At 38.9% G+C, this 13,487-nt stretch carries 11 protein-coding genes; 2 read left to right on the top strand and 9 right to left on the bottom strand.

Annotated features, from left to right (window positions below; all coding sequences use genetic code 11):
- Positions 1–5 precede the first annotated feature (5 nt).
- The 5 genes from J8L85_RS02275 to J8L85_RS02255 all read right to left on the bottom strand — a co-directional run bounded on the left by J8L85_RS02275 (position 6) and on the right by J8L85_RS02255 (position 5,282).
- Positions 6–1,394 carry a nitrous oxide reductase accessory protein NosL gene (locus J8L85_RS02275; RefSeq protein WP_211014135.1) on the bottom strand — a complete coding sequence of 463 codons (1,389 nt, stop codon included), beginning with the start codon at positions 1,392–1,394 and terminating at the stop codon, positions 6–8.
- A 151-nt stretch (positions 1,395–1,545) separates the two neighbouring features.
- Positions 1,546–1,989, bottom strand: coding sequence for a nitrous oxide reductase accessory protein NosL (locus J8L85_RS02270; protein ID WP_211014133.1), 444 nt, complete (start codon positions 1,987–1,989; stop codon positions 1,546–1,548).
- Positions 1,986–2,630 carry a hypothetical protein gene (locus J8L85_RS02265; RefSeq protein WP_047247009.1) on the bottom strand — a complete coding sequence of 215 codons (645 nt, stop codon included), beginning with the start codon at positions 2,628–2,630 and terminating at the stop codon, positions 1,986–1,988. Before J8L85_RS02265 ends, J8L85_RS02270 begins: the two co-directional genes overlap by 4 nt.
- Positions 2,631–2,741: 111 nt before the next feature.
- Positions 2,742–4,703, bottom strand: coding sequence for a Sec-dependent nitrous-oxide reductase (gene nosZ / locus J8L85_RS02260; RefSeq protein ID WP_211014131.1), 1,962 nt, complete (start codon positions 4,701–4,703; stop codon positions 2,742–2,744).
- Positions 4,704–4,769: 66 nt separating this feature from the next.
- Positions 4,770–5,282: a cytochrome c gene (locus tag J8L85_RS02255; RefSeq protein WP_211014128.1), complete on the bottom strand. Its 513-nt coding sequence runs from the start codon at positions 5,280–5,282 to the stop codon at positions 4,770–4,772.
- 147 nt (positions 5,283–5,429) lie between these two features.
- Here J8L85_RS02255 and J8L85_RS02250 point away from each other — a divergent pair, with 147 nt between their 5' ends.
- Complete coding sequence (locus J8L85_RS02250; protein WP_211014126.1) at positions 5,430–5,861, top strand: Rrf2 family transcriptional regulator; 432 nt, start codon at positions 5,430–5,432, stop codon at positions 5,859–5,861.
- A gap of 14 nt (positions 5,862–5,875) precedes the next feature.
- On the opposite strand, the gene J8L85_RS02245 is transcribed toward J8L85_RS02250, so the two are convergent.
- On the bottom strand, positions 5,876–7,192 hold the full coding sequence (locus J8L85_RS02245; protein WP_211014124.1) for a sugar porter family MFS transporter: 1,317 nt from the start codon (positions 7,190–7,192) through the stop codon (positions 5,876–5,878).
- Positions 7,193–7,309: 117 nt separating this feature from the next.
- On the opposite strand from J8L85_RS02245, the gene J8L85_RS02240 reads away from it, so the two are divergent.
- Positions 7,310–8,020 carry an SDR family oxidoreductase gene (locus tag J8L85_RS02240; protein ID WP_211014122.1) on the top strand — a complete coding sequence of 237 codons (711 nt, stop codon included), beginning with the start codon at positions 7,310–7,312 and terminating at the stop codon, positions 8,018–8,020.
- A 5-nt stretch (positions 8,021–8,025) separates the two neighbouring features.
- Here the strand turns inward: J8L85_RS02240 and J8L85_RS02235 are convergent, their stop codons facing one another.
- The 3 genes from J8L85_RS02235 to kbl form a co-directional block, all read right to left on the bottom strand.
- Positions 8,026–10,764 carry a PD-(D/E)XK nuclease family protein gene (locus tag J8L85_RS02235; RefSeq protein ID WP_211014120.1) on the bottom strand — a complete coding sequence of 913 codons (2,739 nt, stop codon included), beginning with the start codon at positions 10,762–10,764 and terminating at the stop codon, positions 8,026–8,028.
- A gap of 72 nt (positions 10,765–10,836) precedes the next feature.
- A complete protein-coding gene (locus J8L85_RS02230; RefSeq protein ID WP_211014117.1) occupies positions 10,837–12,180 on the bottom strand; it encodes an OmpA family protein in 1,344 nt (447 codons plus the stop codon).
- Positions 12,181–12,293: 113 nt separating this feature from the next.
- A complete protein-coding gene (gene kbl / locus J8L85_RS02225; protein ID WP_211014115.1) occupies positions 12,294–13,487 on the bottom strand; it encodes a glycine C-acetyltransferase in 1,194 nt (397 codons plus the stop codon).

The raw sequence follows: 13,487 nt of genomic DNA, 5'->3' as shown, positions 1-13,487 counted from the left end.
ATCGTTTACAATATGGTATATTTCAACGCACCATTTAGGGTTAGTTTTTCGTTCATGAACATGCCATTATAATTTTGGTACAAAGGCGAAACAATTTCAGCGCTAAACACTAATTTGCTCTTTAATAAAAGAACGTTTAGCCCCAACGCTCCCCTAACAATTTCACCGCCATAATTATTGGTATCAGCTGTGGTCACCATCATAGGGTTTAGGTCAGAATCGGCATGGTGAATCTCACCTTCCGTACTGCCGCTCAACCTTAATGAGGAACTTATGGTTTTAGAGAAACCATATCCTAACCAACTGTTGAGCTCAAATAGATTCCCAAACCGATAATCTTGGCTATTCTCACCGGTTCTAATAGTTGCCAGAGGCTGTACCCCCCAAGAAAAATCACCGAAGTTTCCTTTTAGGGTAGCACCGATAGTAAGGTCAAAAGTGCCAGAGCCCAACTGCATTGCATATGGTAGTTTTGCATCAACCATCATTGGGGTATCATCCCTATTTTCGATATCACCTATTGGAATATTAAGGGTAAGGTTGGAGTGTAAGGAAAATTTTTCATGAGATATTAGGCCGTATAAAAAGCCTGCTTTAAGATCACCAATACCAGAAGATGAGGTAGAAAAATCGGTAAGCATTGGCATACCGTTATCCATTGTCATTTGGGCGGTAAGGTCCATATTTTTGGATATGAAATTTTGCATCAGCATCAACGTTAAGTTATCTGAAGGAGCATACATGATACCGAGCATATACATTTGCATGGTCATTTTTTGCGGTGCCACCATATAATTTTCATAAATGGCGTCGTTGGAAATTTTGTCGTTTCCTTCTCGGTTACCGTCCATATTCATATTCATGTATCGTAATGATACCATTAGACCTCCCTGAGGATGCAAGTGGTCTCCCATAATACCTACGGGAGCATACGAATTGGCGTTATGATGGTGCGAATGGTTTGTTGCACCCAACCCAGAAGAAACAAAACGCTCTCTTAATTGTAGCCAAGTGAATATTTCTCCCTCTTTTTCTTCTTGTTTTTTGGTCGCCTTTTCTAAAGATCTATATGCGGAAAGATTGGCTCCCATGGGGCTTTTAATGGCGTCACTTTTTAAATAAAAGGCATTTTCAGCGTTGATATACCGTTGCTGGTCATAATCGGTTACATACAACTTGTTAAATGTTTTTTCATTTTTAGGGTTGAGATAATTGACCAAACATTCAATCGCATCAAAATGCAGGGTTTTACCTGTTTTGGTTTCTATTTTGGCCTTAAACGCCTTATTCTTTATGACCATATTGCAATGGGTACAAGAGTGTGTCTGCGATAGACCTATTTGGGTAAACAATAAAAATAGTATGGTTGTAATATGTAGTTTTATGAGTTTCATCTGAAATGGTCTTTTTTATGAATATTTGAGTGCCATTTATAGGGGCTGCCGTATTTTACGAGTGTTGAAATAATAGCGCTTAGAGCCATTGTTGCCATAAAAACAGCATCTGCGATTACTGAACCCTTAAGGAACAGTAGCAAGATATTTTTTAATTTGTTACCCCAAACCTAGCTAACAATTGTGGCCAGGTAAACAGTTCTCCGCCGTTGTCTTCTTTTGCTTTGCTTGCCGATTCTAAGCTGTTGAAAGCGGTTAGATATTCGCCCATAGGGCTTGGTATGTTATTACTGATCAGATAGGTGGCGATAGTGGCATCTACGAACGTACCTGGATGGCTATAATCGTTTACCAAGTATTGAGCTACTGTCGTGCGATCTATTTCTTTTAAGTGGTTTAACATACACTCAGAGGCGTCGAACGAATAGGTTCTGCCTTTTTTGGTTACGAACTGTGCGGCATGTTGTTTATCTACAATGGTCATGCTACAAAAATGACACCCTTCGGCCCCGTAGTCAATGGGTTTGGGCCCATTATTGCAGGCAACCGACATCAGAAGGATCAGAATACCTATAATGATTGTTGAATTTTTCATGGTGTTGCCGGTTTATGATTTGTGTCGGATGAGCTGGACTGTTTACTTTTCCACCCTATGAAAAATGCAACTAGGGTAAGGGTCATACCTATGAACATTAACCATGCTCCTGTAGCGGGCATTGAACTTACATCAAAATTCAGCAACTTTTTGTAACCAAAAAGAGGCGGTTTATAGGTCATAGGGGTTCCATCTTCATTAATTACTTTTATGATGGCATGTGGGTCTAGGTTAGATCCATAGTCGGTTAACCAGAGGTTAAAATCATACATCCCCATAATTCCCAAGACCGACATTAATACAAACCAACCTAGAAAATACCTATGATCTATTTTACCAATGAATCCCAAGCCACCTAGTAATAGGCCTAAAATGACCATCGCGATAATTACTATGGGGAAAACATTGAACTCCCACATTTCATCGGCTTTGGGGATGGTTTTCATGCCAATGTAATGGTTAAGGCCATCTATATTTTGTAGGTCGAATTCAGAAACTCCCTGAATACCCGTAATATGAATGTTCATACCTAAGGGGTCGGGATATTGTGGAGCTCCCAACATTATGTTCCAAAGAGGAAATGCAAACAACCCCAATAAACATAAAGAACCCACGATCATTATTATACTAGCCCTTTTCATCTTACACTATCTTAAAATTAAATCTTTCGAAATACCTTATTGAGAATAAAAAGCAGGCCGGCCCTTTAAGCGACCTGCTTTTTGGTTGGGTCTATAGATAACCCCATTAAACTATTCTCCCACAGACCATGAAAGATCTATATTGGAATTGGCGGGAGAAACTCTTACGTAACCTTGCATCTCTTGGTGCAAAGCGGAACAGAAATCGGTACAATAGAATGGCCATACACCTTCTTGTTTGGGTTCCCAAAGGGTTGTTTTGGTCTGCCCTGGCATAATTAGCAATCCTGAAGTATTGGCACCGATCATCATAAAGCCGTGTGGGACATCAAAATCTTGCTCATGGTTGGTAATATGAAAATAGACCTTATCGCCAACCTTAATGCCCTCAATATTGTCAGGGGTAAAGTGGCTGCGGATCATTGCCATGTATACATGAACCGTATTACCATCTCTTACGACTTTTGCATCCGGAATATTTTTCACTGCAAATGGATGTTCGTTTTCTGCCAGTTTATAGATTTTTTGTGATTTAGGAGCCAAAAGTGATGCAGGAATACCCGCAGCATAATGTGGTTCTCCGTGAGTTGGAAAATCATAAATAAGCTCCATCTTATCACCTGAAATATCGTATAACTGAGCAGAATGTTCTAATTCTGGTCCAGTTGGCAAGTATCTGTCTTTGGTAATCTTGTTCATTGCCACTACGTATTTACCAAAGGGCTTTTTAGAGTTTCCACCGGGAATCATTAAATGCCCTACGGAATAGAATGTTGGTTTTCTATCAATAACTTCCCAAGTTCCAAGTTTCCACATAACAACCTCAGAAGAGATAAAGAATGTGGTATACGCATTTCCTTCGCCATCAAATTCTGTATGTAAGGGTCCTAATCCTCCACTTTTTACAGTTCCGGCAAGTACATCTTCGAACTTTAAGATAGGAATACCGTATGCCTCACCATCAAATTTTTTGTTCTCAATTGCTGCGATCATTTTATCGAACGAGTGAATGGTAAGGTCGGCAGAAAGTTTTCCGTTACCTATAATGTATTCTCCCGTTGGGTCAACATCTACCCCATGAGGAGATTTTGGTGTAGGTAAAAAGTATACGGCACCCGGCACTTTTGTCGGATCTATGGTCAATACTTCTTTTTTCATGGTAGAAGTAGCTGTATGCGTTGTTTCGTCGTAAACGTTGTGGGCGTAATTTGTCGGCATGGTCGTACCGCCTCCATTTGCTATATATTCTTCAATTTTTTTCCAGTTAATGGCGGCAATAAAATCCTTATCGTTTTGAGATGCGTTAACCTCTAACAGAGAATTTGCTTCTTCGGTATTATAGGTTGTAAAAAAGAACCATCCATGAGATTTTCCACGGCCGGGATGCGAAAGGTCGTAGTTGAAACCTGGCATCAATACTTGAAACTTAAGGTCCATTCTACCATCTTCGGGATCAACACTGATAAAAGATAAAGATCCTTTAAAATTACCTTTGTATTCTTTAATCGGCATATCTCGTTGGGGAATCGGCACTGAAAAACGAGTACCGGCCACTACATACTCCGTATTTTCTGTTATAAAAGAAGAGCTATGGTTACCTGCACTGTTAGGTATTTCAATAATCTCCTCGGTCTCAAAAGTACTCAAGCTTATTCTGGCGATTCTAGGGGTGTTGTTACCGTTAATAAAAATCCATCTACCATCTAGTTCCCCGTCGGTCTGTGAAATATCGGGATGGTGGGCATCATCAGCGGGAATAAAACCAAAAGAGGTATTGAGCATGGGTTTGGTTTCTTCCGAATAGCCATAACCAGATGTTGGAAATTGTGAAAAAACAGGAATTTCTTTGAACATTCGCCCAGATGGAAGGCCGTAAACGGTGAGGTTACCACTATATCCCCCGGACATAAAGGCGTAAAACTCGTCTTGTTCACCTGGTGCAACATATACTTTTTCCGCATTATTTGAAGCGAGAGCTCCGTTCGACGTCGTTTTTCCGTCTTGGTTGCCACATCCCGAAAGAGTCAGTAGCGACCCTAGGATAGCACTTAGATAAATTGAATATTTTTTCATTGGAATTGTATTTGTGGTTATTATATCTGTCGATGACAGTTTTTATAGTTGGACTTTTCTTATTTATTAATCCAGTGTTCTAAAAAATTCTAGAATACTTCTTGCCTGTTCTTCGGTCAGACCTTGGTTAGACATTGGGGCGCCATTAAATTCTGCCATAAGGTCTTTTGCCAAAGGGTCTTCTTTGACCATAACCTCAGGATTAAGAATCATGTTCATGACCCACTCGGGGCTACGTCTTTTTAAAATGCCAGTGGGTGCCGGACCAATAAATTTTTTGTTCGGTCTGTGACAGGCCAAGCACATTTGATTATACAGTTCTTCACCTTTTTTAGCCAGGTTCTGATCAATTTCTGGAGCCAATGTTACAGATTGTATAGGACCTACACCTTTGTTGTCTAAATCGATACGTTCAGATGCTGTTGTGGTATTGGTTGTTGGCGTAGCTTCGGCCGGCTTTTCGGTCTTGGCTTTTTCACGTGTAACGCTGAAACCTTCTTTTTTCTTTTCTTCCTTACCTCCGCAACTTAGTAGAACTAGGGTAAGGATTGCCAATATACTTTTTGAGACTTTTTTCATGGAATAGTTATTTACGAATTAATAACAACAAATTTATCTCCCATGATTACGATTAAATATGACATTAGTCATATTAAGGATAAAAAAGTCTTTTAATCTTTAATTATTGATAAAGGGAAAGATTTTTAAATTTGATAAAATTGTAATATGATTTCTAATTCTGCCAAGTATGCATTGATCGCTGTATTGTATCTCGCTGCCAACTCTTCGGAAGAAAATAAAATATTGGCCAAAGATTTAAGTGAGCAAACAGGTGTGCCAAAGGCGTATCTCTCCAAATTGATGCAAGAATTAACACGTGAAAATTTAATTTCTTCTACACGTGGACCCAACGGCGGGTTTTATATGACCAAGGAAGAATGTAATAGGTTTTTAATAGATATTATTACGGCAATTGATGGGGGATATAGGTTAGAGACGTGCGTACTTTCACTACATAAATGTGATGCAAAACACCCTTGTCCTTTACATAATCTATTTAGTGATTCTAAAAATGACTTTGTAAAAAGGTTAAAAGAAACCAGAATTCAAGACTTGGTACAGGACATTAAGCTGGGTAATAGCTTCCTGTCCATTTAGTGCAAAATGTAAAACTACTCCTTTACCAATTTTTTGCTCAGCTCTTCTAACGATACCCCTTTGGTTTCCGGCATCATAAAATGCACCCATAAAAGTTGCAATACCATCATAATTGCAAAGAAGAGGAATACTGTTCCGGCCCCGATTGTAGAAAACAGGAATGGAATTGCTGCTGGTATGGCCGCCGCCAATATCCAGTGCACAGAGCAACCAAATGCCTGACCGCTTCCACGCAAGTGGTTGGGAAACACCTCAGATATAAAGACCCAGATAACACTGCCTTGGCCAACGGCATGTGCGGCTATAAATATAAAAAGGAAAATAGGTACGGCTAACCCTTCCCACTCCAAAAAGAAGGCACATGCGACCAAGGTCAATGAAAGAATATAGCCAAAAGAGCCTATGTACATTAACTGCTTACGTCCTAACCGGTCTATAAGGTTAATGCCCAAAAGGGTAAACAACATATTGGTAATCCCAATGCCTACACTACTTAAAAGGGCGGTACTCTCTCCTAAACCTGCTTCTTCGAATATACGGGGAGCATAATATAAAAATGCGTTAATACCGGAAACTTGGTTGAAAAAGGCAATTAAGAAGGCTAATATCAAGGGAAATCTATATTTTTTCATAAAAATAGATTCTCCACTTACATTATTTTTATCGTCTTGTTGGATCAAGGCTACCGTGGCATCCACATCTTCGTCGGGATCTATCGTACGAAGCACTTTTTTAGCTTCTTCAGTTCTGCCCTGGGTAATTAACCATCGGGGGCTTTTTGGTACGGTGAGTACGAATAGGGTGTATATAATGGCTGGAATGCCTTCTACACCTACCATCCATCGCCATGCATTTTCCCCTAGACCACTAAGCATAAAGTTGGAAACGAACGCGATCAAAATTCCGAAAACCAAACTAAATTGGTAAAAACCGACCAATTTCCCTCTTTTGTTTGCGGGCGATATTTCAGAAATATAGGCAGGAGCCGCTATGGTAGATACACCCACACCTATACCACCTATAAACCTAAAAATCGCAAAGGTTATAGGGTCGTTGGACAAGGCAGATCCTATGGCCGAAACAGTAAAAAGAATACCGATCCAAATGAGCGTGTTTTTTCTGCCGAATTTATTGGTAGGTATACCAGCGAACAATGCCCCAAGTACAGTGCCCCACAAAGCACTGGAAATAACCACCCAACCATGAAAAGAATCTGAACTGTCCCATAGGGCCTGTAGTTGTTTATCTGCTCCAGAAATTACGACGGTGTCAAATCCGAATAAAAAACCGGCTAAAGCTACCGTAATGGACCATAGGACTATTCTGTTCATGTTACTTGTTTTTAGTGTGTCTTAAATATAGTAAATCATATCCGTTAATTTGTAATCCATACCAACAACATTAAAATTGAAGAAGTAGTAACTTGCAATAATTTTAATATTGGACTTATGAAAGATTTGAAGAATAAAGTAGCCTACATTACTGGAGGTACTAAAGGTATTGGCTTTGCTGTGGCTAAAACATTGTTGTCTCAAGGTATGAAAGTTGCCATAAGCGGAAGGTCCCAAAAAAGTGTGGATCAGGCCTTAAAGGATTTTAACGACGATTCGGTTTTAGGTATTGTTTCCGATGTGGCCAAAATGGAAGAGGAGAAGAAAGCCGTTTCAAAAATTGTGGAAACTTGGGGGCAGCTAGATGTTGTATTGGCGAATGCAGGGGTCGGTAATTTTGCTCCGATTGATGAGATGACGGAAGAGGCTTGGCATCAAATGATAGATACCAATCTTACCGGTGCGTTTCATACTCTGAGAGCTTCTGTAGAGGAACTTAAAAAAACTAAAGGGTATTATATTACATTGGCAAGTTTGGCAGGAACCAATTTTTTTGCTTCGGGTGCCGGATATAATGCTTCTAAATTTGGCGTGGTAGGTTTTACACAGGCAGCAATGTTAGATTTAAGAAAGTACGACATTAAGGTATCTACCATTATGCCAGGTTCTGTCGCCACTAATTTTAACCATAACGTACCCGATGAAAAGGATGCATGGAAAATTCAACCGGAGGATATAGGTGAATTGGTGCTGGACCTTTTAAAAATGCATCCAAGGACCTTGCCAAGTAAGATAGAGGTGAGACCTACCAGACCTGATAAAAAATAGATAGGTTAAACGTCTTTTTCTATAAACGGAATATCGGCGTTACAAATTTCTTTGATCAACAAAAAAAGTTGTTCCTCAAAAAGAGTTATCGTCTCGTGGTTAATAAGTATGTTCTTTTTACTACGAGACGATTCTTTTTGGGCAAATTGCAGTAATCCCGATTTTAGGTTTTTAAGGCATATAATAGCTGCGTTCAGTTCGCTTGTATCAGTATGCGTCTTTAAGAACATGTACGAGTAACAGAGTAGCTGAAAAGCCTTGCTGTAGCCATAATCATCAATTAACGCCTTCCAATCGGTTATTTCTACATTTCTACGTTCTACTTTTCCTGTTTTAAAATCTATTATCCTAGTAACACCGTTTGCGATATCTATCCTGTCTAACTTACCTTTGAGTATAACCGGTTGCTCTATACCAGGAATATGTAATTCGACTTTCAACTTCTGTTCGAGGGCAACGATCTTTATATTTTGTGTTTTTAGTTCTTTGATCTCGGCATCAATAAAATTTTCGATGTATTTAATGATGACGTTGTGGGCAATTAGATTTTTTCCAGAGGTAATATTACCGTCCAAGTATGTTTTTTCAAAATTTATTTTGACCAGTCCCTTTATTTGATTTTTGGCATTTTGTAAATTTTCTACATTGAGTTCCGTACCGATAAAGGGGGTGTATAGTTCTTCTAAGGTATCATGTATGATGGTACCAAAGGTATTGGCGGCCACATGTTCCTCTACCGAGTTGGTTTCGGCAATATTCATAAGGTTTTGTTTATAGAAATCTATGGGATTTCTAATATAGTTGCTCAAAGAACTAGGAGAAAAACCTTTTTGGGTATAATCGTTTATAAGTTGAACTAAATCTGGTGTTTTAGAGATTTGTTGCTTTTCTGTTGGGATGACAGTTATTTTTGGAGCAGCAATTTTTTCAACAATATCAGTTCGGTTTTCATCGGTCAACAATTGGGTGATCAACCTGCTTTTTTCACCTCCTTCTAAAACATCGGGTTCTGTATTGTATAGAAGGTATATGTTTTTTGCCCTTTGTAATAACCTATAAAAGTGATAGGTATATACTGCATCTTTCTCTTTATAGGTGGGTAGGCCATATTCTATTTTTAGATCAAAGGGTATAAAAGAATTGTTCGATTTGCCCGAGGGTAGAATACCTTCGTTCACTGAGGTTAGAATAATGGTTTCAAAATCTATATTTCTGCTCTCCAGCATTCCCATTACCTGTAAACCTTCTAATGGGTCTCCCTGAAAATCCATTGTTTCGGAGGATAGTAGTTGTTTGTATAAATTATGAAAACCTTTTAATGTGGTCAAGAAATGATACTGTGTCGTAAGTTCCTCTATTTGGTTAAATAGTTTGTGAAACTTGTACAGGTGCTCTAATTCAATTTTGTTTGAAGTGGCTATAAATTCATCTTTGAATTTTTCAATTAGATAGTGGCACCTATCGATCAACTGCTTTGGGTTTTGGTACGGATCAAAGAATATGGATCTAATTTTTTCATTATTTGAAAAAAGTATGTCCAAATGGGTGTCTTTAATATACGTCCAGTTTTTTAGATTGATGGAGGTTATCAATTTGTTTGTTTCCACTCCAACGTGGTTTAAGAGCAAGCCGGTATTGGAGTGGGAGAGAAAGGATATAAAATCTTTATAGAACCATCCTTTTGAGGTTTTTGTCAGATGAAGGTCCAAAAAAGAATCGAAAAAGCTGGCCAAACCTGAAAGGGCTAGTTTTTGCCCCATGGTTATATTGATGGATGGAATAGTTGCGGGTAAAGAATTAATGAGTGGATTCAGTAATGATTCATCCCCGAGGACTATTGCCGTATTTTTAAGTGATTCAGGTTTTTCTTCTTGTAGTTTTGTAAGCAATGAACCTACATATTTTGCTTGGGCAATATTTTTGGGTACTCCGATGATTTCGATATTCTTTGAAGAAAGATAATGATTGCTGATACCCTCAATATCATTGGAAGCGAAATGGTGCCAAGTGGCTTTATGTTTTCTTATAAACAGGCCTGCGTCATGTATCTTATCATTTAAGAAGTAAGGGTCTATATCCCAGTAAATATGAGATTCGCCAGTTGCTAAAATGGTTTGTATTATTTTGCTTTCTGCAGTATTAAGGGCGTTAAAACCTAGAAAAACATGTTTTTGTTTCTCGTCTTTTACATAAGAATCTATGTTTTCGACCGCTTTTCTATATACCAACCCTTGGTGTCCTAATTGTTTGTTTAACAGATTGTTGTTAAAATGTTCGTATATACTATTCAGGTTTTGCCAAAAATGGAGATAGTTCTCCATAAGGGTTGTTTTTTCACTTTTTAAAGACCAATGATTTACTTCTTGTATAGCCGATAAGCCAGAGAAGAGGTCACTTGCATCTATTAAATATCTGTCTATTTCATTAAAGTCTTGTAAAAGGGTCTGTGCCCAATTTAGATAAGAATCGAACGGTTCTTTTTCTTCAGGGCCTGCCTTTAGGTAAGAATCATAAAGTTCGAATATTTGTTGTGTTTGGCTTGCGTACGATAAGCCGGATATTTTTTCTATAAACTCTTCTATGCTGTATATATCGGGCGATATAATGGTTTTGCCAAGTTTTTTAGATATGGCGTTTCTAAGGAACGTACCGGCACGTTTGCTGGGTAGTACGTAAATATATGCTGTTATATTACGTTGTTGTCCGTATAAATCATCTATAACTTCTTCTAGAAAACTTTGCATGGTGTAAAAATAAAAAAGCTCCGCAATTTGCGGAGCTTTTAATTTATTAAAACACTTAAGGTTTTTGTCCTCTTATTTTACTAAATTGATTTCTACCCTTCTGTTTTGAGCTCTACCAGCACTAGTGTTGTTAGTAGCTATTGGCTTATCTTCACCGTATCCTACAGCAGATAATCTAAATTCTTCAATACCTTTTTCTACTAAGAATTCTTTTACAGAAAGAGCTCTAGATTCAGAAAGGCTTTGGTTTAATTTAGCACTACCTACGCTATCAGTGTGACCTTCTACGGTAAACTTAGCGTTTGGATATTCTTTCAAGATTGTGATGATATCAACCATTACAGAAGTTGACTCAGCTTTGATAGAAGATTTACCAGTGTCGAACAAGATAGTTCTAGCATAGTCGTTCAATTGTTTTTGAACTTCTTCAGTTACTTCTGGACAACCAGCGTTAGCTACAGTACCAGCAACTTCTGGACATTGATCGTCTTTGTCAAGAACACTGTCACCATCAGTATCAGGCCATGGGCATCCTTTGTTTTCAGAAGGACCAGCTTCGTTAGGACAAGCATCGTCTTTATCGGCAACACCGTCACCGTCAGCATCTGGACAACCTGCAAGAGCAGCAAGACCAGCTTCGTTAGGACAAGCATCGTCTTTATCGGCAACACCGTCACCGTCAGCATCTGGACAACCGTTCATTTCTTTAGAACCAGCTTCGTTAGGACAGCTATCTTTGCTATCTTCTATACCATCGCCGTCAGAATCAGGACAACCGTTGAAAGCTTCTAGACCAGCAACTTCTGGACAAGCATCGTCTTTGTCATATACACCGTCACCATCAGTATCTGTACCACCAAATTTAACAGAGATACCAGCTAAGTGTTGGAAGTGTTGATAACCGTAATCTTCAAAAGCATGCTTGTAAGAAGATTGAAGTGTAAGACCTAAGTTTTCAGTGAACCAGATGTTCAAACCAACACCACCGTTTACAGTACCAGCACCGATTTCATCAATCCAAGTATAACCACCACCGATCTCAACAAAAGGATCGATAACAGTATGTCTCTTGATGAAGTCATATTTTATTGTACCATCTATAGCATAGTGAGAAAGATCATCAACGCTAACATCACCTAATTTGCTGATTTTGTTCAAGGAACCTCTTGCTCCAATAGAAAATCCTTCACCAACACTTCTAGAAACTCCTACATAAGAGATAGAAGGCAAAATGTTCCAGTGATCGTTCGCATTGAAGAATTCGTTACCAAAAGAACTTACATCCCCAGTTGGATATACGTCAATAGCGTTAACCCCGAACTGTACTTGCCAAGGATTATTCTCGTCTTGCGCTTGTATGTTGTTAAAACCTACAACAAGTAGGACAACAACTAATAATTTGCTAAGATGTTTCATGTTCAAATTTTTAAGTTTAAGTGTTTATTAGCTGCAAATGTAAGTTGTTAAATATTATTAACAAAATCAATTTCCTATTTTTTTTAACGCAGTTAATACTGTAAAACATGCATTTAAACGATTTTCAACTCTTTTCCGACTTCTGTAAAAGCCTTGATAGCAGCATCCAAATGTTCCTTCTTATGAGCAGCTGAGAGCTGTACTCTTATACGGGCTTTGCCCTTGGGTACCACTGGATAAAAGAATCCAATGACGTAAATTCCCTTCTCTAGCAGTTTATTCGCCATTGTTTGTGAGAGTTTGGCGTCATATAACATAACCGGAACTATTGCAGAGTCGCCATCAATGATGTCAAAGCCGGCATCTTTCATCCCTTTTTTGAAATATTCGGTGTTTTTTTGCAAGGTGTCCCTTAGAGAGGTGTCATTTGAGAGCATGTCAAAAACCTTGATAGAGGCCCCAACAATGGCGGGAGCCAGCGAGTTTGAGAATAGATACGGTCTAGAGCGTTGTCTTAAAAGTTCTATAATTTCTTTTTTACCGGTAGTGTAACCCCCCATGGCACCACCTAGGGCTTTACCCAAGGTGCCCGTTATAATGTCTATGCGCCCCATCACATTTTTTTCTTCTAAGGTTCCTTTGCCTTTTGGACCTATAAAACCTGCCGCATGGCATTCGTCTATCATTACAAGGGCGTTATATTTGTCCGCTAGGTCACAAATTTTGTCCAATGGTGCTACAAGGCCGTCCATAGAAAAGACACCATCCGTAACAATTATTTTAAAACGTGCATTGTCCGCATTGGCCTGTTGCAATTGCTTTTCTAGGTCTGCCATGTCACTATTGGCATAGCGATAGCGTTTTGCCTTGCATAACCTTACTCCGTCTATGATAGAAGCGTGGTTTAGAGAATCTGAGATAATAGCATCTTCCGCCGTTAACAAAGGTTCAAAGACACCACCGTTGGCATCGAAGGCAGCCGCATATAATATGGTGTCCTCTGTTTCGTAAAACTCGGCTATCTTTTTTTCCAGTTCTTTGTGTATGTCCTGTGTGCCACATATAAATCGTACCGATGACATACCAAAGCCATGGGTGTCCATAGTATCCTTGGCGGCCTGTATTACATCTGGGTGAGAGGAAAGTCCCAAATAATTATTGGCACAAAAATTTATTACCTCTTCACCGGTAGATATTTTGATTACGGCATCTTGTGGTGTTACAATAATGCGTTCTTCCTTAAAAAGACCGTCTTCTTTGATCTGGTTCAGCTCTTGCTGTAAATGTTCCTTGATTTTTCCGTACAT

The sequence above is a fragment of the Maribacter sp. MMG018 genome (genome assembly GCF_018100785.1).
In the GTDB taxonomy this organism is placed as follows: domain Bacteria; phylum Bacteroidota; class Bacteroidia; order Flavobacteriales; family Flavobacteriaceae; genus Maribacter.
Note: the sequence above shows the minus strand (reverse complement) of the source record. Positions and strands in the feature narration are given on the sequence as shown.